This window comes from Skermanella aerolata KACC 11604 (assembly GCF_000936425.1).
In the GTDB taxonomy this organism is placed as follows: domain Bacteria; phylum Pseudomonadota; class Alphaproteobacteria; order Azospirillales; family Azospirillaceae; genus Skermanella; species Skermanella aerolata.
Map to the genome: position 1 here is coordinate 157,300 of NZ_AVFK01000004.1, position 19,934 is coordinate 177,233.

17 protein-coding genes are annotated in these 19,934 nt (G+C 66.6%); 12 read left to right on the top strand and 5 right to left on the bottom strand.

Translation table 11 applies throughout. From position 1 onward, the window contains the following. Positions 1-42 precede the first annotated feature (42 nt). The 6 genes from N826_RS07375 to mutL all read left to right on the top strand — a co-directional run bounded on the left by N826_RS07375 (position 43) and on the right by mutL (position 8,669). Positions 43-657 carry a DUF3035 domain-containing protein gene (locus tag N826_RS07375; RefSeq protein ID WP_084720571.1) on the top strand — a complete coding sequence of 205 codons (615 nt, stop codon included), beginning with the start codon at positions 43-45 and terminating at the stop codon, positions 655-657. Between the two features lie 110 nt (positions 658-767). Continuing rightward, complete coding sequence (locus tag N826_RS07380) at positions 768-2,288, top strand: M16 family metallopeptidase (RefSeq protein ID WP_308518156.1); 1,521 nt, start codon at positions 768-770, stop codon at positions 2,286-2,288. Beyond that, positions 2,285-3,670, top strand: a complete 1,386-nt coding sequence (locus tag N826_RS07385) for a M16 family metallopeptidase (RefSeq protein WP_044427193.1) — start codon at positions 2,285-2,287, stop codon at positions 3,668-3,670. Before N826_RS07380 ends, N826_RS07385 begins: the two co-directional genes overlap by 4 nt. Positions 3,671-3,778: 108 nt before the next feature. After that, the gene (gene pgi, locus N826_RS07390; RefSeq protein ID WP_044427194.1) at positions 3,779-5,413 is read left to right on the top strand and encodes a glucose-6-phosphate isomerase; all 1,635 of its coding nucleotides are present in this window, start codon (positions 3,779-3,781) and stop codon (positions 5,411-5,413) included. Between the two features lie 72 nt (positions 5,414-5,485). Next, the gene (locus N826_RS07395; RefSeq protein ID WP_044427196.1) at positions 5,486-6,781 is read left to right on the top strand and encodes a pentapeptide repeat-containing protein; all 1,296 of its coding nucleotides are present in this window, start codon (positions 5,486-5,488) and stop codon (positions 6,779-6,781) included. 61 nt (positions 6,782-6,842) lie between these two features. Continuing rightward, positions 6,843-8,669, top strand: coding sequence for a DNA mismatch repair endonuclease MutL (gene mutL / locus N826_RS07400; protein ID WP_044427198.1), 1,827 nt, complete (start codon positions 6,843-6,845; stop codon positions 8,667-8,669). 9 nt (positions 8,670-8,678) lie between these two features. On the opposite strand, the gene rsmD is transcribed toward mutL, so the two are convergent. From rsmD to N826_RS07415, 3 genes are all read right to left on the bottom strand, one after another. Further along, entirely contained in the window at positions 8,679-9,224 is a 546-nt protein-coding gene (gene rsmD, locus N826_RS07405; protein WP_044427200.1) for a 16S rRNA (guanine(966)-N(2))-methyltransferase RsmD, read from the bottom strand. Then, positions 9,205-10,218, bottom strand: coding sequence for a pseudouridine synthase (locus tag N826_RS07410; protein WP_084720572.1), 1,014 nt, complete (start codon positions 10,216-10,218; stop codon positions 9,205-9,207). The genes rsmD and N826_RS07410 overlap by 20 nt, the downstream gene beginning before the upstream one ends. 154 nt (positions 10,219-10,372) lie before the next feature. Next, positions 10,373-10,582, bottom strand: coding sequence for a dodecin (locus N826_RS07415; RefSeq protein ID WP_044427202.1), 210 nt, complete (start codon positions 10,580-10,582; stop codon positions 10,373-10,375). A gap of 156 nt (positions 10,583-10,738) precedes the next feature. Between N826_RS07415 and N826_RS07420 the strand changes: the two genes are divergently transcribed. The 5 genes from N826_RS07420 to N826_RS07440 all read left to right on the top strand — a co-directional run bounded on the left by N826_RS07420 (position 10,739) and on the right by N826_RS07440 (position 14,777). Continuing rightward, on the top strand, positions 10,739-11,206 hold the full coding sequence (locus tag N826_RS07420) for a nucleoside deaminase (RefSeq protein ID WP_044427203.1): 468 nt from the start codon (positions 10,739-10,741) through the stop codon (positions 11,204-11,206). A gap of 150 nt (positions 11,207-11,356) precedes the next feature. Then, on the top strand, positions 11,357-12,136 hold the full coding sequence (locus tag N826_RS07425) for a cold-shock protein (RefSeq protein WP_044427205.1): 780 nt from the start codon (positions 11,357-11,359) through the stop codon (positions 12,134-12,136). A gap of 225 nt (positions 12,137-12,361) precedes the next feature. Beyond that, positions 12,362-12,661 (top strand): co-chaperone GroES, encoded by a 300-nt coding sequence (locus N826_RS07430; RefSeq protein ID WP_044427206.1) that lies wholly within the window; start codon positions 12,362-12,364, stop codon positions 12,659-12,661. Positions 12,662-12,699: 38 nt separating this feature from the next. Beyond that, the gene (gene groL / locus N826_RS07435; RefSeq protein WP_044427207.1) at positions 12,700-14,319 is read left to right on the top strand and encodes a chaperonin GroEL; all 1,620 of its coding nucleotides are present in this window, start codon (positions 12,700-12,702) and stop codon (positions 14,317-14,319) included. A 275-nt stretch (positions 14,320-14,594) separates the two neighbouring features. After that, positions 14,595-14,777: a hypothetical protein gene (locus N826_RS07440; RefSeq protein ID WP_044427209.1), complete on the top strand. Its 183-nt coding sequence runs from the start codon at positions 14,595-14,597 to the stop codon at positions 14,775-14,777. 16 nt (positions 14,778-14,793) lie between these two features. Here the strand turns inward: N826_RS07440 and N826_RS07445 are convergent, their stop codons facing one another. Further along, complete coding sequence (locus tag N826_RS07445) at positions 14,794-15,051, bottom strand: hypothetical protein (RefSeq protein ID WP_044427211.1); 258 nt, start codon at positions 15,049-15,051, stop codon at positions 14,794-14,796. 112 nt (positions 15,052-15,163) lie between these two features. Between N826_RS07445 and N826_RS07450 the strand changes: the two genes are divergently transcribed. Continuing rightward, positions 15,164-15,892, top strand: a complete 729-nt coding sequence (locus N826_RS07450; protein WP_044427214.1) for a ThuA domain-containing protein — start codon at positions 15,164-15,166, stop codon at positions 15,890-15,892. Between the two features lie 55 nt (positions 15,893-15,947). Here N826_RS07450 and putA read toward each other — a convergent pair whose 3' ends face one another. Then, a complete protein-coding gene (putA, locus tag N826_RS07455; RefSeq protein ID WP_044427217.1) occupies positions 15,948-19,835 on the bottom strand; it encodes a trifunctional transcriptional regulator/proline dehydrogenase/L-glutamate gamma-semialdehyde dehydrogenase in 3,888 nt (1,295 codons plus the stop codon). Between the last annotated feature and the right edge of the window lie 99 nt (positions 19,836-19,934).

Consider the following 19,934-nt stretch of genomic DNA (forward strand, 5'->3'; position numbering starts at 1 on the left):
GGACCTGAAGAGCAACTCGATCTGGATATAAGAGAAACGGCAATGGACGTGATCAGCACTCTTCAACCCCGCCACAACCGACGCGGCCGACGGCTGGCGGCACCGCTGGTCTGTCTGGCGCTGGGCGCATTGGCGCTTTCCGGTTGCGGCCTTTCCCGCCAGACCTTCGGCCTGGACCGGGCGCCGCCCGACGAGTTCAGCGTCCTGACGCGCGCACCGCTGGCGGTGCCGCCGGAATACAAGCTGCGTCCGCCCGTCCCCGGCGCGCCGCGCCCGCAGGAAGCCGATACCCGCGAACAGGCGGCATCTGCCGTGTTCGGCTCGACGCCGCAGACACGCCAGCAGGCGGCGGACACGGCCAAGCCGACGACATCGGGCGAATCCGCCTTCCTCAACCAGGCCGGTGCCGTCGATGTCCAGCCCGGCATCCGCACCACCGTCAACCGCGATGCCGTCACGGCGGCCAACCAGGACACCCGGTTCATCGACAGTCTGCTGTTCTGGCAGAAGCAGGAGCCGCCCGGCACCGTCGTCAACGCCAAGGAAGAGCAGCAGCGCCTGCGCGAGAACGCGGCGCTGGGCAAGCCGGTGACGGAGGGCAGCACGCCGACCATCGAGCGCCGCCGCAAGGCCCCGCTCGAAGGCTTGTTCAACTAAACTCTTGTCCGTTCAAGCAGGGGAGCCCAGTTCACTGGACACTCCAGTCCGCTGCGGCGTCAGCGTCGCGGCGGACGGCACTTTCCGTTAGCCCCCCGTGAGGTGTTGCCGTGCCCGTTCCGTTGCGCCGGCTTATCGCCGCGCCCGCTCTTGCCTCCCTTCTGCTCGCTTCGGCCGCCTTTGCCGGTACCGGCTTCGCGCAGACGCCGCAACCTCAGACAGCACAAACATCGCAGCAACAGACCGAGGTGCCGCGGCCTCCGTCGCTTCGCAAGGGCGTGTTTTTCCCGGAGACCTTCACGCTCGGCAACGGCATGCAGGTCGTCGTCGTGCCAAACCAGCGGGTGCCGGTCATTACCCACATGGTCTGGTACAAAGTCGGCGCCGCCGACGAAGCGACCGGCAAGTCGGGCATCGCCCATTTCCTGGAACACCTGATGTTCAAGGCCACGGACGAGCTGGAGCCCGGCGAGTTCAGCCGGATCGTCGCCCGCAACGGCGGCCGCGACAACGCCTTCACCTCCTGGGACTACACCGCCTACTTCCAGAACGTCGCCGCCGACCGGCTGGAGCTGGTCATGCGGATGGAGGCGGACCGGATGGCCAACCTCAAGCTGACTGACGAAACGCTTCTCCCGGAGCGCGACGTGATCATCGAGGAACGCCGCCAGCGGACCGAGAACGAGCCCGGCGACAAGCTGTCCGAACTCGTCCAGGCAGCGCTCTTCGTCCACCATCCCTACGGTACGCCGGTGATCGGCTGGGAACATGAGATCCGGCAGCTAACCCGCGACGACGCCAACGAGTTCTACCAGCGCTGGTACGCTCCCAATAACGCCGTGCTGGTGATCGCCGGCGACGTGACAGTCGAACAGGTGAAGCCGCTGGCGGAGAAGTACTTCGGACCGATCGCCCCGCGTCCCGTGCCGGCTCGCGAACGGGTCGAGGAACCGCCCTATGCCGCCGAGCGCCGCGTCATCCTGCGCGACGCCGAAGTCCGCCAGCCCAGCCTGCGCCGTCTCTACCAAGCCCCCAGCTACAACAGGGGCGAGTCCAAGCACGCCTACCCGCTGGAAGTGCTGAGCGAGATCGTCGGCGGCGGCGCCACCAGCCGGCTCTACCGCTCACTCGTGGTTGAACAGCAGCTCGCCACGGGCGCCGGCACCGGCTACTCGCCCCAGGCCTTCGATCTGGCGGTGTTCGGCGCCTATGTCAGCCCCAATCCCGGCGTCGACATGGACAAGCTGGAATCGGCGCTGATCGAGCAGTTGAACAAGGTCGTCGCCGAGGGTGTCACGCCGGAGGAGGTCGAGACCGCCAAGATCCGGATGGGCCGCGACGCCATTTTCGCCCGCGACAGCCTGCAAGCTCCCGCCATGAGCTTCGGCACCGCGCTTGCTACCGGCCGGACTATCGAGGACGTGGAGGAATGGCCGGAACGGATCGCCGCCGTGACGGTCGAGCAGGTCAACGCCGCCGCTAAGGCCGTGCTCGGCCAGACCAACCCCGTCACCGGCCTGCTGTTGCCGGCCCCCGTGCGGGAGGCCTCCGCCGGCGACGGTGCCCAACCTCGTCCAGCCGCGCCGGCTGGCGCAGGCTCCCAGCCCGGAACCTCGGGATTGATCCGATGAACTACCCGACCAGACTGTCGCGCCGCCTGTCGCATCGTTCGTCATTGCCGATATTCCTGGCCGTCTTCTGCCTGGTATCGGCGGCCCTGACATCCACCGCCTCGGCCATCGACATCAAGCGCGTCGTCAGCCCCGGCGGCATCGAGGCGTGGCTGGTGCAGGACGCCAAGGTCCCGCTGCTGTCGATCAAGTTCTTCTTTAAGGGCGGGGTCGAAACCGATCCGGCCGGCAAGGAAGGCCTGGCCAATCTGACCTCGACCGTGCTGGACGAGGGCGCCGGCCCCTATGACAGCGAGGAATTCCAGCGCCGGATGGCCGACAACTCGATCTCGATCGGCTTCACCGCGACGACCGACGGGTTCTACGGCGGTGTCCATACCCTGGTCGAGACCCAGGACGAGGCGGTCGATCTGGCCCGGCTCGCTCTGACCCAGCCCCGGTTCGACGAGGAAGCGGTCGAGCGGATGCGGCGTGGCGTGCTGTCCCAGATCCGCCGCGACCAGGGCGACCCGGACTTCCTGTCCCGCCGCGCGCTCTATGAAACGGCGTTCCCGGACCACCCCTACGGCAGGCGCGCGCGCGGCACCGTCGAGAGCGTCGGCTCCATCACCCGCGACGACATGGCGGCCTTCGTCCGGCAGCGTTTCGCCAAGGACAACCTGACCGTTGCCGTCACCGGTGACATCGCACCGGACCGGCTCGGTCCGGTGCTCGACCGCATCTTCGGCGAACTGCCCGCCAATTCAGCCGTCAAGCCGCCGACCGATGTCGTTCCCAAGGGAGCGGGCGAAACGGTGCTGGTGCGCCGGCCGCAGCCGCAGAGCGTCGTGCTGATGAGCCAGCCCGGCATCAAGCGCGACGATCCCGACTGGTTCGCCGCGACCGTCATGAACTACGTGCTGGGCGCCGGCAGCTTCAGTTCCCGCCTGATGGAGGAGATCCGGACCAAGCGCGGCCTGACCTACGGCGTCTACAGCTATCTGGTCCCCTTCCAGCATACGGCATTGGTCATGGCCGGAGGTTCGACCGCCAACGCCAATGCCGGCAAGATGGTCGAGCTGATGAAGGCGGAATGGCGGAAGATGCGGGACCATGGCGTGACCCAGGCGGAACTGGACGACGCCAAGACCTACCTGACCGGCTCCTTCCCGCTCCAGTTCACGTCCAGTTCGGCCATCGCCGACATCCTGCTCCAGGTCCAGCGCGACAACCTGGGCATCGATTACCTGGACCGCCGCTCCGGCCTGATCGAGGCCGTGACTCTGGAGGACGTCCAGCGCGTAGCCAAGCGGCTGCTCGATCCGGCGGCGCTTCTGACCGTGGTCGTCGGCCAGCCGGAAGGCGTCGAGCCGACCAGGACGAGGGACGATATTCCGAGCTGATCGCGATTACGGTAGTATGGGGGACAACAGGAGCGCTGTGAGGCCATCGTTCCGTTCCGGATGTTATTCGGCTGGCTGGCACCTGAAAAACGAGAGGAAGTATTCTCCATGTCCGCTCTGACCGACTCCCCCGCGTGGCAGGCCCTTTCCGCGCACCGCGCGCAGATGGAAACAATCCATATGCGTGACCTTTTCGAGCGCGATCCCGAGCGGGCCTCCCGCTTCTCGGCGCGCTTGGACGGCTTCCTGCTCGACTACTCCAAGAACCGCATCACGGAGGAGACGCTGGGTCTCCTCCTCGATCTGGCCCGCCAGCAGGACGTAGCCGGCTGGCGCGATCGCATGTTTTCGGGCGAGAAGATCAACACGACGGAGAACCGGGCTGTCCTCCATACGGCGTTGCGCAACCGGTCCAACCGGCCGGTGACGGTGGACGGGAGCGACGTGATGCCGGAGGTCAACCGGGTCCTGGCGCAGGTGGGGCGTTTCTCGCAGGCCGTCCGCGACGGCGCCTGGACGGGACATGACGGCCGCCAGATCAAGGATGTCGTCAATATCGGGATCGGCGGCTCCGATCTTGGCCCCTACATGGCGTGCGAGGCGCTGAAGCCCTATGGGCATCCGGACCTGCGGATGCATTTCGTCTCCAATGTCGACGGCACCCACATGGCCGAGACGCTCAAGAAATGCGATCCGGCGACCACGCTCTTCATCGTCGCGTCCAAGACCTTCACCACCCAGGAAACCCTGGCCAACGCCCATACCGCGCGTTCCTGGTTCCTGGAGAAGGCCGGCGACGAGAAGGCCGTCGCAAAGCACTTCGTCGCCGTCTCGACCAACGAGGCGGAGGTATCGAAGTTCGGCATCGACCCGGAAAACATGTTCGTCTTCTGGGACTGGGTCGGCGGACGCTACAGCCTGTGGTCCGCGATCGGCCTGCCGATCGCATTGGCAGTCGGCATGGACAATTTCGAGGCGATGCTGGCCGGCGCCCACGAGATGGACGAGCATTTCCGCAACGCGCCGCCCGAATCCAACCTGCCGCTGCTGATGGCCCTGATCGGCATCTGGAACGCCAACTTCCTGAACGCCCACAGCTACGCGGTGCTGCCCTACGACCAATACCTCCACCGCTTCGCGGCCTATCTCCAGCAACTCGACATGGAGAGCAACGGCAAGTCGGTGGACCGCGACGGCAACCGCGTCGACTACGGCACGGGTCCGGTGCTGTTCGGGGAGCCGGGCACCAACGGGCAGCACGCCTTCTATCAGCTGATCCATCAGGGCACCCGGATCGTTCCTGCCGATTTCCTGGCCCCGGTCGAGACGCAGAACCCCATCGGCAAGCACCACCCGATCCTGCTCTCCAACTTCCTGGCCCAGCCCGAAGCGCTGATGCGCGGCAAGACGGCGGAAGAGGTCCGGGCGGAGTTGCAGGGGGCGGGCGTCGTCGGCGCCGAGCTGGAAGCCCTGGTTCCCCACAAGGTGTTCGAGGGGAATCGGCCGACCAATTCGATTCTGTTCCGGCGGCTCGATCCACGCACGCTCGGTCTGCTGATCGCGCTTTACGAGCACAAGGTCTTCGTGCAAGGCGTAATCTGGAACATAAATTCATTCGATCAGTGGGGCGTCGAGCTCGGCAAGCAACTTGCGAAGGTGATTCTTCCCGAACTGGGAGAAGCATCGGCGCCCGCCGGTCACGATTCGTCGACCTCCAGCCTGATCGAGGCATGCAGGGAGTAGCGCTGGAGTACCTGCACACGCTATACTGTCCGTTATTGATGTAAATTGCTGACAGTGCGTGTGCAGGTTTAGATGACGCAATCCCGGCCGCTCACGCGGCTCGATCAGGCACAACTCGATAACGTCGTCCGGCGCCACGAGATGTTTCGCAATGCCCGGATGGGCGGATCGAGGGCGACGCTGTCGTTCTTCGATCTTTCGGGCCTCAACCTCACCGGGCGCGATCTCGCGCACGCGGATTTCGTCGGATCGTCCTTGCGCGGCTCCAATCTGGCGGGGGCGCGTCTCGACTGCGCCGCCATGTTCGCCTGCGACCTCCGTCAGGCGAACCTGGAGAACGCCAGCTTGGTCAAGACCGACCTGCGGGGCGCCTGTCTGCGGGGCGCCGTCCTGATCGGCGCCAACATGTTCGAAAGCGACCTGCGCGACGGCACGCTGGCGGAAACGGACCGGGCCGGCAACCTCAAGTTCGTCCAGGTCGATACCCAGCCGACCGAGGCTTCCGGCGCCGACCTGAGCGGGGCCAATCTGACCAATGCCCGGCTGTCCGGCGCCATGGCGATCCACACCGATTTCACCGACGCCGTCATGCGCGGCTGCAAGCTGGTCCGGGCGACCATGCGCGGCGCCAACTTCAGTGGCAGCAACCTGGAGGGCGCCGACCTCAGCGGCGCCGACCTGCGCGGCGCCTGCCTGCGCGGCGCCGTGCTGACCGGTGCTTCCATGACCATGGCGGAAACGGCCGGCGCCGACATGGAGGACATGCTGACCGACCAGCCGGTCGGCCGCCCGGCCTCCTCCCTGGGCCGTCCGCTGGACGAGCTTGCCCGCGACCATATGGCCTGGGTCGGCAGCGCCGGCGCCGAGGGAACCAAGCTCGACCTCAGCGGCTTCGACCTGCGCGGCAGCCTCGCGTCCCTGGACAGCATGTGCCTGACCATGGTCAAGGGCATCGGCACCATCTTCTACGGCATGAACCTCACGGGCATCCAGTTGCAGGCGGCCCAACTCGAGGACAGCGATTTCCGGACCTGCAAGCTGAAGGACGCCGATTTGCGCGGCGTCAACCTGAAGCGCGCCAAGCTGAACAACGCCGATATGAGCGGCGTCAACCTGCGTCCGCTGATGATCGACGACAAGCGGGCGATGCGCTCCGACCTGGAAGGCGCCAAGCTGCGCTACGTCAACCTCAACGGCGCCTGCCTGCGCGGGGTGAGCTTCGCCGGAGCCGACCTGTCCTTCGCCACACTGCTGGGCGCCGACATGAACAAGACGGATTTCCGCCATGCCAAGCTGTTCGGCGCGCGGGTCGAGCGCGACGCCCTCCGGACCGCCAACCTGGAAGGCGCCGCCGGGCTCAAGATCTGAAGCGGGTTTATGAGCCCGACGGGTGGTGACATCCTGCCGGATCATGCGTACATGTTGACCCATGACGATACGCCGCCTCCCCGAGACCCTGGTCAACCGCATCGCCGCCGGTGAGGTGGTCGAGCGGCCCGCCGCCGCCGTCAAGGAACTGGTCGAGAACGCGCTGGACGCCGGCGCCACCCGGATCGACGTCGTGGTCCGCGACGGCGGGCGCTCGCTGATCGCGGTGACCGACGACGGCTGCGGCATGACCGCCGACGAACTGGAACTGGCGGTCGAGCGTCACGCCACGTCCAAGCTCCCCGGCGAGGACCTGCTGAACATCGCCACTCTGGGCTTCCGGGGTGAGGCATTGCCCAGCATCGGCGCCGTCAGCCGCCTGACCCTGACCAGCCGCGCCAAGGGCTCCGACAGCGCGTGGTGCATCGCGATCGAAGGCGGCGCCAAGGGCAGGGTGGCGCCCGCTGCGCACCAGCAGGGCACCCGGGTCGAAGTCCGCGACCTGTTCTACGCAACGCCGGCGCGCCTGAAGTTCCTGAAGCAGCCGAGGACCGAGTTCGACCACGCGGTCGATGCGGTCGAGCGACTGGCGATGGCCCATCCGCATGTCTCCTTCACCGTCGCCGACGAAGGGCGCACTCCCGTCCGCCTGTCGGTCGCCCAGGGCGAGTTGCTGGACGCCCGTCTGACCCGGCTCGGTGCCTTGATGGGGCGGGAGTTCTCGGACAACTCAATCCCCGTCCTGGCCGAGCGCGCCCAAGTCCAGCTCACAGGCCATATCGGCCTGCCGACGCTCAACCGCCCGACCGCGCGCCACCAGTACCTGTTCGTCAATGGACGCCCGGTCCGCGACAAGCTGCTGGTCGGCGCCGTGCGCGGCGCCTATGCCGACTTCCTGGCCCGCGACCGTCACCCGATGCTGGCGCTGTTCCTGGAGATCCATCCGGAGGAAGTCGACGTCAACGTCCACCCGGCCAAGGCGGAGGTCCGCTTCCGCGACTCAAGCCTGGTGCGCGGCCTGATCGTCAGCGCGCTGAGGCATGCGCTGGCGCAGGCCGGCCACCGCGCGTCCAACACGGTGGCGACCGCGACGCTCGACGCCTTCTCCGCCGGCATGACCCCGCAGGCTCCTTCTTCGCCGCCGGATTTCCGCTACGGTTTCAGCAGCCGGCACTCCTCATACATCCCGCGCGATCTGGCCGACGCCGTGTCAGCCTTTCAGGCCCCTCTGACCGGCTTCGCCGCAACTCCCTCGGCACGCCCTGCGGCCCCGGCCGCCATGCCGGCGGCCGACGAACCTCCCCCCGACCATCCCCTCGGGGCCGCGCGGGCGCAGGTCCATAACACCTATATCGTTGCCCAGACCGGCGACGGCATCGTGATCGTGGACCAGCACGCCGCTCATGAACGTCTGGTCTACGAGCGCGTCAAGCAGGCGCTGGTCGATGGCGGGGTGAAGCGCCAGGGCCTGCTGATCCCCGAAGTGGTCGAACTGGACGAACCCTCCGCCGCCCGGATCGTCGCCCGTGCTGCCGAACTGGCCGATCTCGGCCTCGTCCTGGAACCCTTCGGCGACGGCTGCGTCGTGGTCCGGGAGTTCCCGGCACTGCTCGGCAAGACCAACATCCAGGGCCTCGTCCGCGACCTCGCCGACGAGTTGGCCGAACTAGGCGACGCCCTCAGCCTGCGCGAACGGCTCGACGCCGTCTGCTCGACCATGGCCTGTCACGGCTCCGTCCGCGCCGGCCGCAGCCTGAACCAGGACGAAATGAACGCCCTGCTGCGCCAGATGGAAGCAACGCCCCACAGCGGCCAATGCAACCACGGCCGCCCGACCTACGTCGAACTGAAGCTCTCCGACATCGAAAGATTGTTCGGACGGCGGTGACGCGAAACCTCAGGTGATCCGCAGAAAATACACCCGCGTATCGCCGTAGACCCGCTCGTCGAACCGCTCCAGGTCCAGTTCGAACGGGTCTTCCAATCCCGTTTCCACGACGGCCAAGCCGCCGGACACGCACCAGCCGCGCTCCATCAGCGCGGTCAGCGACTTGGACGCCATCCCCTGGCCGTAGGGCGGGTCGAGGAAGACCAGCGGACAGGGTGCCTGGGCGCGCGGCGGACGCAAGGCGTCGGCCCGCAGCACGGTGCTCCGGTCGCCGACACCCAGCGCCGCGATGTTGCGCCGGACGAGGTCGAGCGCTTCGCGGCCCTGATCCATGAAAACGGCATGGCCAGCGCCGCGCGACAGCGCTTCCAGCCCCAGCGCCCCGGTTCCGCAGAACCCGTCGAGCACGCGGATGCCCTCGATCTCCGGAGCCCACTCGGCATGGGCCAGGATGTTGAAGACGGCCTCGCGGGTCCGGTCGCTGGTCGGCCTGATGTCGCGCCCGGCGGGGGCCTCCAGCCGCCGGCCGCGCAGGTCACCGCCGACGAGTCTCATGCTTCCCCGCCGGCCCCCGGCCGCTCAATGGTCTGTCGCCCGAAGTCCGTTCCCCCGCCGGCCTGTCGCCGGATGGACGGCTACCCGACGGCTTGCCGCCGGCAGGCGGCCTCGGCCGGTCCGGCCCGCCACCGCTGCCCGGCTTCACCGAATGGAAGGTGGAGGTATGCCGGGGCTTCGGCCTCGGCTTCGCCTTGGCGGTTCCCATGTTCGGTTCCGCCGGCTTGTCGCCCCGGTCGGCGAAGAACTTGGCGACCTGATCCTGAAGCACGCGCTTCGGCACTTCCTCGACCTCACCGCGCTCCAGCTTACCGAGCTGGAAGGGACCGTAGGCGACCCGGATCAGACGGTTGACCGTCAGGCCCATGCTCTCCATCACGTTGCGGACTTCGCGGTTCTTGCCCTCACGAAGCGTGACGGTCATCCAGGCATTGGCGCCTTGCTGGCGGTCGAGCACCGCCTCGATCGGGCCGTACTGGATGCCGTCGATCGCAATGCCGCGCGCCAGCCCGAGCAGCCGGTTGGGATCGACGAAGCCGTTGACCCGGACGCGGTAGCGCCGTGCCCAGCCGGTCGTCGGCAGTTCCAGGAACCGCGCCAGCTCGCCGTCGTTGGTCAGCAGCAGCAGCCCCTCGGTCGTCAGGTCGAGACGCCCGACGGAGATCACGCGCGGCAGGTCCTCCGGCAGGACGTCGAAGACGGTCTGCCGGCCCTTCTCGTCCCGCGCCGTCGTCACCAGCCCGTCGGGCTTGTGGTAGCGCCACAGCCGCGTCGGCTCCAGGTCGGGCAGGGGATTGCCGTCCACGACGATGTTGTCCTTCGGACCGACCGTGACGGCCGGGGATGTCAGGACGACGCCGTTGACCGCCACGCGGCCGTCGGCGATCCAGCGCTCGGCATCGCGCCGGGAGCACAGCCCGGCGCGCGCGAGGCGCTTGGCGATCCGTTCGGGACCCGCCTGCTGTTCGGGGGAGTCTGTTTCGGGCGTGGTCATAGGCGGACTCCGGCCCGTGGCTGAGACGATGGTTCTGACATGATGTCAGACTGTATGGTGCCGGCCCTCAACCCGCAAGAACCGCTCCACGCCCCGCCTCGTTCCGGATAAAGATTCAGGCCGGACGAAGTTTCAGGCCTGCGCCGCCTCCGGCTCAGTCTTCCAGGCGGAACCCGACCTTCAGCACCACCTGGTAATGCGCCACCTTGCCGTTGGAGATATGGCCGCGCGTCTCGACGACCTCGAACCAGTTCATGTTGCTGTGCATCTTCGCCGCCCGGGTGACGGCGCCCTGGATCGCATCCTCGATGCTGGTAGGGGAGGAGCCGACGATCTCGATCTTCTGGTAGGTATGATCGCTCATGATGAAAATGCTCCGTTCCAAAGATAGTCGGGGAACCAAGCATGATGGTGCGGAAGTCGGTCTTGCAATCACGCGCTTGCGGGTGCGACAAGTTGGCATCCGCCGCTTGACGCTCTTCCGGGTGCGACACAACCATGCCGTTAGTTTGGAGGCGAGATGTTGAAGATCGCGGCGGCAATCCCGCATATGGAACTGGCCCTGGCGCAGGCGGAAGCCGCCGCCGGACGCGGCGAGGTTCCCGTGGGCGCCGTCATCGTGGATTCCGTAACCGGAAAGGTCCTTGCCGCTGCTGGAAACCGTACCGAGGAACTGGCCGATCCGACCGCCCACGCGGAGGTCCTGGCAATCCGGGAAGCCTGCGCCGGAAGGGGGGAGCCGAGGCTGCCGGACTGTGACTTATACGTGACTTTGGAGCCATGCGGAATGTGTGCTGCGGCAATCAGTTTTGCTCGGTTGCGCAGAGTGTACTTTGGGGCCTATGATGTAAAAGGCGGCGGGGTCGAACATGGGCCCCGCTTCTTCCACCAGGCGACTTGCCACCACGCTCCCGAAATCTATGGAGGGCTGGAGGAGCGTCGGGCGGCGGAGCTGCTGAAGGAGTTTTTCCGTAGGCGGCGCTTGTAAATGTAATTTTGGTTGTAGGCGCGTTTTGCTGCGGGGCATGACACGGGTGGGGAAGCGACGGCAGACCCTTGGGACATGGGCGACCATGGCCACCTTGACGTGTCTTGTTGACAAGACGTGTTCATCGAGACTCCACGGATCGGCTTTCCCATGCGCTTCAACGCCCCGCGTCACTCCTTCCAGCAGCAAACTCCCGTCGCCGAAAAGATCAAGGCGACAGTCAAGTGGTTCGACCCGAACAAGGGTTTCGGTTTTGTAGCACCTGAAGATGGTTCACCCGACGCTTTCCTGCCCGCTTCCGCCGTGACGGCGGTCGGGCACGACCGTCTGCCGGAAGGCACGACTGTCGTCGTCGATCTGGTCCAGAGCCAGAAGGGTAATCAGGTCAGCCGAATCTACGATGTGGATGTCTCGACCGCTTCCCCCCGTCCGCGTCGTGATGACGCGGCCCGCCCGGCCCCGCGTGCCGGTGCGGCTCCCCGCAGCCCCTATGGCAACGATCGCGGCGGCTACGGCGGCGGCAACGACCGTGGCTACGGCAACGATCGCGGCGGCTACGGCAACGACCGCGGCGGCTACGGCGGCGGCGGTTACGGCGGCGGCAACGACCGCGGCTACGGCAACGATCGCGGCGGCTACGGCGGCGGCGGTTACGGCGGTGGCAGCGACCGCGGCTACGGCGGCGGTGGCGGCTACGACCGTGGCGCCAGTGCCGGCCCCTCGGAAGAGGTCGAAGGCACCGTCAAGTGGTTCAACACCACCAAGGGCTTCGGCTTCGTCGCTCCGGACAACGGCGGCAAGGACGTTTTCGTTCACGTCACCGCGGTCGAGCGTTCGGGCACCGGTCCGCTGGCCGAGAACCAGCGCGTCCGCATGAAGGTCCAGCAGGGCCAGAAGGGTCTGGAAGCCGTCAGCATCGAAGCGCTGTAAGCTTTCCGCTCATCTGCCGACGGGTAGATCTCAGGAAAGGGTGCGGGCCTCCGGTCCGCACCCTTTTCCATGTCCGCATAACGACATCTTCAAGCGACATGGTTTATTAACTGGAAGTTTATAAAAAAGTGGCCTAAAGCTTGGCGTTAGCACTCGTCCGGTTTGAGCGCTAACAGGCGCTCCCTGAAACGATTGACCGTACAGCGGATTTCACAGGAGCCATTCATGTCGTTCAGACCTTTGCACGACCGCGTCGTCGTCCGCCGCATCGAGCAGGAAGCCAAGACCAAGGGCGGGATCATCATTCCCGATACTGCCAAGGAAAAGCCTCAGGAAGGCGAAGTGATCGCCGTCGGTCCCGGTGTCCGGGACGCCCAGGGCCACCTCCACGCTCCCGACGTCAAGGCCGGCGACCGCGTGATCTTCGGCAAGTGGTCGGGCAGCGAGATCAAGATCGACGGCGCCGATTTCCTGGTCATGAAGGAATCCGACATCATCGGCGTGCTCGAAACAGCCGCCGTCTAAGTCGTTTTTCGATCAGTTATACTTCAAGGATTTAAGACATGGCCGCCAAAGACGTCAAGTTCTCCACCGATGCGCGCGACAAGTTCCTGCGCGGCGTCGATATCCTCGCCAATTCCGTCAAGGTGACGCTCGGCCCCAAGGGCCGCAACGTCCTGATCGACAAGGGCTACGGCGCTCCCCGGATCACCAAGGACGGCGTCACCGTCGCCAAGGAGATCGAACTGTCCGACCGGTTCGAGAACCTCGGCGCGCAACTGCTGCGCCAGGTCGCGACCAAGACCAACGACCTCGCCGGCGACGGCACCACCACGGCCACCGTGCTGGCCCAGGCCATCGTCCGGGAAGGCTCCAAGGCGGTCGCCGCCGGCCTCAACCCGCTCGACCTGAAGCGCGGCATCGACCGCGCCGTCGCGGCCGTGATCGAGAACATCAACGCCCGCTCCAAGAAGATCTCGACCAATGAGGAGATCGTCCAGGTCGGCACGATCTCGGCCAACGGCGACACCCTGATCGGCGACATCATCGCCCGTGCCGTCGCCAAGGTCGGCAACGACGGCGTCATCACGGTCGAAGAGGCGAAGAGCCTGGAGACCGAGCTCGACGTGGTGGAAGGCCTCCAGTTCGACCGCGGCTACCTCTCGGCCTATTTCGTGACCAATGCCGAGAAGATGGTCGTCGAACTCGAGAACCCGTACATCCTGCTGCACGAGAAGAAGCTGTCCGGCCTCCAGACGATCCTGCCGCTGCTCGAAGCGGTGGTGCAGAGCGGCCGCCCGCTGCTGATCGTCGCCGAGGACATCGAGGGCGAGGCGCTGGCGACCCTGGTCGTCAACAAGCTGCGCGGCGGCCTGAAGGTCGCGGCGGTCAAGGCTCCCGGCTTCGGTGAGCGGCGCAAGGCCATCCTAGAGGACATCGCGATCCTGACCAACGGCCAGGTGATCGCCGAAGACCTCGGCATCAAACTGGAAACGGTCACGCTGGACTCTCTCGGCTCGGCCCGCAAGGTCATCATCAGCAAGGAGAACACCACGATCGTCGACGGCGCCGGCGACGCCGAGGCGATCGCCGGGCGGATCGCGCGCATCAAAGCGCAGATCGAGGAAGCGACCTCCGACTACGAGACGGAGAAGCTTCAGGAACGTCTGGCCAAGATGACCGGCGGCGTCGCCATCATCCGCGTCGGCGGCGCAACCGAGGTCGAGGTCAAGGAACGCAAGGACCGCGTCGACGACGCCGTCCACGCGACCCGCGCCGCGATCCAGGAAGGCATCGTCCCCGGCGGCGGCGTCACGCTGCTCTACGCGACCCGTGCCATCGACGCCATCGTGCCGGTCAATGCCGACGAGCGCGTCGGCATCGACATCGTCCGCCGGGCGCTCCGCGCTCCGGTCTGGCAGATCGCCGAGAACTCCGGGGCCGACGGTTCGGTCGTCGTGGGCAAGCTGCTCGACTCCGAAAGCATCGACTACGGCTACGATGCCCAGAAGGGCGAGTTCACGGACCTGCTGAAGGCCGGCATCATCGATCCGACCAAGGTCGTCCGCATCGCCCTTCAGGATGCGGCCTCCATCGCCGGCCTGATGATCACGACCGAGGCGCTGGTCGTCGAAAAGCAGGACACCAAGTCGTCCGCCTCGCGCGGCGGCGACGACTACTAGGACATCCGGACCGGTAAGACATCCGGACCGGCAGGACACGCAGGCCGGCTTCCCGCCATGGGGAAGCCGGCCGCTATCCCGAAAATGCTTTGTTCTTCCGGAACAAACCCTTGCGGCCGAAGCTTGACTCCAGCAGCCTGTGCTCTTACAGGACATTTCACATCAAAGCTGGAGCAGCAAGTCCATGGAAAGCAACACCCACCACACCATCGTCCTTGTATCGATCGTCACCTCGATCGTGCTGCTTCTCATCGCTGTCGGCTAAGGCCGCAGCCATGGCCACGGTGCATGTGGAAGGCGAACTGCGCGGGCATGTCGCCGCGGCGCTCAAGGACTACATCGACAAATTGAAGGAATTTCAGGACTCGACCCCGTCCAAGGCGGCCAAGGCCGACTACGACCGGACGATCGCCGATGTCCGGAAACTCGTCGACGCCGTCGAAGCGGACGCCGGCTAGGCCATCTTCGCGCCGGTCAGCGAATCTTCGAGATCGATACGATGCTGTCCTGACGATTCCTGACCCGCACGCTGAAGCGCCGGCGGCTCTGGCACGGTTTGACGTTGACGACGTCACCGGCATTCAGCACGCGGTCCCGATCCAGTATTTCCGGTTCTTCCAGCGCTTCTTCCTCTTCCGGCGTGGCGAAGCACGTCCAGATCGTTCCGTTCGGCGTCCTTGCGTCCTTGCGCAAATGGCCGACGGGCTTCGGACGGTGCCTGAACAGCCCCATCGTGCGATCTCCTGATCCGCTATATGTCTGGTGATTGGTTCGGTCGGACGTGCAACCACCAGCCTGTTGTTTGGTTCCGCCTTCCGGGATTGCGCAGATGTGGAGGAAAGACATGAGCGTTAACCCCATTCGCGTAACGGTCTGGAACGAGAACCTGCACGAACGCACCCAGGCCGTTGTGCAGGCGGTATATCCCGACGGCATCCACGAAGCCCTGGCAACTCCCCTGCGTGCCGCCGGATTCACGGTCCGCACCGCCACCCAGGACCAGCCGGAGCATGGACTTACCGAGGACGTCCTGGCGGAAACCGACGTCCTTCTCTGGTGGGGCCACCGTCTGCACCATCAGGTGGACGATGCCGTCGTCGACAGGGTTCAGGCGCGGGTATGGGCCGGGATGGGCCTGATCCCGCTGCATTCCTCGCATTTCTCGAAGATCTTCAACCGCCTGATGGGCACGACCTGCAACCTGAAGCACCGGGTCGCCGGCGAGCGGGAGCGGATCTGGACCATCGCGCGCGGTCACCCGATCGCCGAGGGACTGCCGGAATACTTCGACCTGAAGCCCGAAGAGATGTACGGCGAACCCTTCGACATCCCGGCGCCGGACGAACTGGTCTTCGTAAGCTGGTTCCAGGGCGGCGAAGTCTTCCGCAGCGGCTGCTGCTACACGCGCGGCCTCGGCCGGATCTTCTACTTCCGCCCCGGTCACGAGACCTACCCGACCTACCATGACGCCAACGTCCAGCGCGTCATCGCCAATGCGGTACACTGGGCCGCCCCTCGGGACGTCGCCCCGCTCCGGTTCGGCCGCAGCGCGCCGCTAGAGACACTGGATTGATACCGGAGCCGGAATATTCCGGTCTGGAACTCTCCGGCTCCGGTGAGTATAGCGCCTATCCGATCGACATCAGGCTGGCGTTGCCTCCGGCAGCCGCCGTGTCGGTGCTGACGGACTGTTCCTCGACCAGCGGGATCAGCGTGTAGTCCTGTGCGCCGGAGGCCAGGGCGTCGCGGTTGATGCCCTGGGCGGCGACGATTGGGCCGGAACGGGCAGCCAGCTGCCGGTTCAGGTCGCGCAGGGCGTCGCTGTCGCCTTCGAACAGGACGGCCTCGAAGCCGGGTCCGGCGGTCCAGTCCGGTGTCATCTCGATATGGCCTTGCAGCGGCTTCGGCAGGCCGCCAAGGGCGCTGCCCGCAGGGACCAGCGCCTTGTTGCCGGTCGCCAGCGCCGCCCCGACCTGGAGCAGCAGGCCCGTTTCGGTTTGGGCCAGGCACAGGACGGTGCCGCGCGCGTGGATCCGGTAGAGGTTCCGCTCGCCGACCGGACCGGGCAATGCTACGACGGTCCCGGCGGGGGAGTGCTCGATATAGGCGCGGCAGCGCGCCGCTTCGCGGGCAAGGCCGCGAGAGTCCAGCCACTCGGCGAAAGCCTCGGCGGCGGCCGGACGCTTCTCCGGCGTTGGGCGCAGCGCCGGCGACACCGGCGGAGAAACGGCGAGCAGGCGCGACAGGTATAGCGGGCCGCCGGCTTTCGGACCGGTTCCCGACAGGCCGTGGCCGCCGAAGGGCTGAACGCCGACGACGGCGCCGATCAGGTTGCGGTTGACGTAGATATTGCCGGCGCCGATACGCTCGCTGACGCGGGCGATGGTCTCGTCGATCCGGCTGTGGACGCCGAAGGTCAGGCCGTAGCCGGTCGCGTTGATGGCGTCGATCAGGCTTTCCAGCTTGTTGCGCCGGTAGCGCAGGATGTGCAGGACGGGACCAAAAACTTCCTGCGTCAGGTCGGCGACCTTGCCGATCTCGATCACCGTCGGGGCGACGAAGGTGCCGTGCTTCGTGCCGGGCGGCAGCGGCAGTTCCCGGACCTTGAAGCCCTTTGCCTTCATGGCCTCCACATGGTCGCGGATGCGGCTCCGCGCTTCGGCGGAGATCACCGGGCCGACATCGGTGGACAGGTGGTCGGGGGAAGCCGTGACCAGCTCCGCCAGCGCCCCGTCCAGCATCGTGAAGACGCGGTCGGCGACATCGTCCTGCACGCAGAGCAGGCGAAGCGCCGAGCAGCGCTGCCCGGCGCTGTCGAAAGCCGACATCAGCACGTCGCCGACGACCTGCTCCGGCAAGGCGGAGGAGTCCACGATCAGCGCGTTCTGGCCGCCGGTTTCCGCGATCAGCGGGATGGGTTGGCCCTGCGGGTTGAGGCGGTCGGCCAGCTGGCGCTGGATCAAGCGGGCGACGTCGGTCGAGCCGGTGAACATCACGGCCTGGGTGTGGGGCGACGCCACCAGCCTGGCTCCGGTCTCGCCGGCTCCGGGGAGGAGTTGCAGGGCGGCATGGGGAATGCCGGCCTCCAGCAGGATATCGACGGCCTGCGCCGCGATCAGCGGTGTTTCCTCCGCCGGCTTGGCGAGCACCGGGTTGCCGGCGGCCAGCGCCGCCGCGACCTGTCCGGTGAAGATCGCCAGCGGGAAGTTCCACGGGCTGATGCAGACGACGGGGCCGAGCGGGCGATGGGTGTCGTTGTTGAAGTCGCTGCGGACCTGGGTCGCGTAGTACCGCAGGAAATCCACGGCCTCGCGCACTTCGGCGATCGCGTTGGACAGCGACTTGCCGGCTTCCCGCACGATCAGGCCGAGCAGGGAAGACATCCGGGATTCCATCAGGTCGGCGGCCCGCAGCAGGCAGGCGGCGCGCTGGTCCGGCGGCGTGGCGGCCCAGACGGCGCCGGATGTCGCGGCAAAGGCCAGGGCCGCGTCGATCTGCTCGGGCGAGGCGTCGGTCACGGCGCCGACGGTGTCGCGATGGTCGGCCGGGTTCACGACCGCCTGCACCTCGCCGGTGCGCGGACCGTCGGCCAGCTGCGGCACCGCCTGATAGCGGGTTTCGGCACTTGCGAGCAACGCTGCGGAGAGGGAGGCGAGGCGCTGTTCGTTGGTCAGGTCGAGCCCGGCGGAGTTCTCCCGCTCACCGTTGAACAGGTCGCGCGGCAGGGCGATCCTGGGATGCGGCGCTCCGACCGGCTCGATCGTCTTCGCGACGGCGACCGGATCTGCGATCAGCTTGTCGATCGAGACGTTGGGGTCGGCGATCTGGTTGACGAAGGAGGTGTTGGCGCCGTTCTCCAGCAACCGGCGGACCAGATAGGCCAGCAGCGTTTCGTGGGTGCCGACCGGTGCGTAGATCCGGCACGGTCGGTTCAGCTTGCCCTTGCCGACGACTTCCTCGTACAGCGGCTCGCCCATGCCATGCAGGCATTGGAACTCGTACTGGCCGGCGTGATAGTTGCCGCCCGCCATCGCGTGGATGACCGACAGCGTATAGGCGTTGTGGGTCGCGAACTGCGGGAAGACGGCATCGGGTGCCGCCAGCAGCTTGCGGGCGCACGCGATGTAGGAGACGTCGGTGTGGACCTTGCGGGTGAAGACGGGGAAGCCTTCCAGACCCTCGACCTGGGCGCGCTTGATCTCGCTGTCCCAATAGGCGCCCTTGACCAGCCGGATCATCAGCCGGTGGCCGCTGCGGCGGCCAAGGTCGATGATGTAGTCGAGCACGAAGGGTGCCCGTTTCTGATAGGCCTGCACGACGAAGCCGATGCCGTTCCATCCCGCCAGATCGGGATCGAAGCAGAGCTGCTCCAGCAGGTCGAGCGAGAGTTCCAGCCGGTAGGCTTCCTCGGCGTCGATGTTGAGCCCGATGTCGTAGGTGCGGGCGAGCAGGGCCAGCGCTTTCAGCCGGGGCAGAAGCTCCGACATCGCGCGCTCCTGCTGGGCGCGGGAGTAGCGGGGGTGCAGCGCCGACAGCTTGACCGAGATGCCGGGGCCTTCGTAGATCCCGCGCCGGTCGGCGGCGCGGCCGATGGCGTGGATCGCCTGTTCGTATTCGCGGTAGTAACGGTCGGCATCGGCTGCGGTGACGGCGGCTTCGCCCAGCATGTCGTAGGAATAGCGGAAGCCCTTGGCTTCCATCCGGCGGCTGTTCGCCAGCGCTTCGGCGATGGTCTGGCCGGTGACGAACTGCTCGCCCATCATCCGCATCGCGATATCGACGCCCTTGCGGATCACCGGCTCGCCGCCACGCGCGATCAGGCGGGTCAATGCCGAAGACAGGTTCGCCTCGCTGGTGGTCGAAGTCAGGCGGCCGGTGACGACCAGGCCCCAGGTGGCGGCATTGACGAACAGGGATGGGCTATGGCCCAGATGGGAACTCCAGTCGCCGACACCGATCTTGTCGCGGATCAGCGCGTCGCGGGTGGCGCGGTCGGGGATGCGCAGCAGCGCTTCCGCGAGGCACATCAGCGCGACGCCTTCCTGGCTGGACAGCGAGTATTCGTGGATCAGGCCCTCGACCCCGCCGGAGCGGGATTTGCCGCGCAGCGCCTCGGTCAGCTTGCGGGCGAGGTCGGTCGCAGCCTTGGTGACCGGGGCGGGAAGGGTTGCCTCCGACAGCAGCAGGGGCAGGCACTCCGGCTCCGGCCTGCGGTACGCGCTGGTGATCTTGGCACGCAGCACGCTTTGCGGCTGGACGTTTTGGGCGAACTCCAGGAACGGCTGGAACGGCGCGTCGGGCGGCTGATCGGCGGCGGTGTTTTCCAGGAGGGCGACATCGGAGCGGGCATCGCCCAGCAGGTCGTCGACGCCGTCGCCCCGCTCGATCCGCTCCAGGACGGACAGGATGGATTGCTTGATCAGCCAGTGCGGCGAGCGGCCCATGGCCTCGGCGGCCGATTTGAGACGGGCGCGCAGCCCGTCGTCGATCTTAACGCCGATAGTCGTGCTCGCCATCGCCTGACCTCCACCTGATTCATTGCGGATTATCAGTAAGACGTACAGTGAGTCGCAACCGACTGTCAAGCCAGTGTCGCAACCCATCATGCGGCGCGG

Coding starts and splice junctions, on each gene's coding strand:
- N826_RS07415 (WP_044427202.1), bottom strand. CDS start 10,582: ATGAGCGATCATACCTACCAGAAGATCGAGATCGTCGGCTCCTCCCCT.
- putA (WP_044427217.1), bottom strand. CDS start 19,835: ATGGCGAGCACGACTATCGGCGTTAAGATCGACGACGGGCTGCGCGCC.
- pgi (WP_044427194.1), top strand. CDS start 3,779: ATGTCCGCTCTGACCGACTCCCCCGCGTGGCAGGCCCTTTCCGCGCAC.
- groL (WP_044427207.1), top strand. CDS start 12,700: ATGGCCGCCAAAGACGTCAAGTTCTCCACCGATGCGCGCGACAAGTTC.
- N826_RS07445 (WP_044427211.1), bottom strand. CDS start 15,051: ATGGGGCTGTTCAGGCACCGTCCGAAGCCCGTCGGCCATTTGCGCAAG.
- N826_RS07420 (WP_044427203.1), top strand. CDS start 10,739: ATGTTGAAGATCGCGGCGGCAATCCCGCATATGGAACTGGCCCTGGCG.
- N826_RS07440 (WP_044427209.1), top strand. CDS start 14,595: ATGGCCACGGTGCATGTGGAAGGCGAACTGCGCGGGCATGTCGCCGCG.
- mutL (WP_044427198.1), top strand. CDS start 6,843: ATGACGATACGCCGCCTCCCCGAGACCCTGGTCAACCGCATCGCCGCC.
- rsmD (WP_044427200.1), bottom strand. CDS start 9,224: ATGAGACTCGTCGGCGGTGACCTGCGCGGCCGGCGGCTGGAGGCCCCC.
- N826_RS07385 (WP_044427193.1), top strand. CDS start 2,285: ATGAACTACCCGACCAGACTGTCGCGCCGCCTGTCGCATCGTTCGTCA.
- N826_RS07395 (WP_044427196.1), top strand. CDS start 5,486: ATGACGCAATCCCGGCCGCTCACGCGGCTCGATCAGGCACAACTCGAT.
- N826_RS07410 (WP_084720572.1), bottom strand. CDS start 10,218: ATGACCACGCCCGAAACAGACTCCCCCGAACAGCAGGCGGGTCCCGAA.
- N826_RS07425 (WP_044427205.1), top strand. CDS start 11,357: ATGCGCTTCAACGCCCCGCGTCACTCCTTCCAGCAGCAAACTCCCGTC.
- N826_RS07450 (WP_044427214.1), top strand. CDS start 15,164: ATGAGCGTTAACCCCATTCGCGTAACGGTCTGGAACGAGAACCTGCAC.
- N826_RS07430 (WP_044427206.1), top strand. CDS start 12,362: ATGTCGTTCAGACCTTTGCACGACCGCGTCGTCGTCCGCCGCATCGAG.
- N826_RS07375 (WP_084720571.1), top strand. CDS start 43: ATGGACGTGATCAGCACTCTTCAACCCCGCCACAACCGACGCGGCCGA.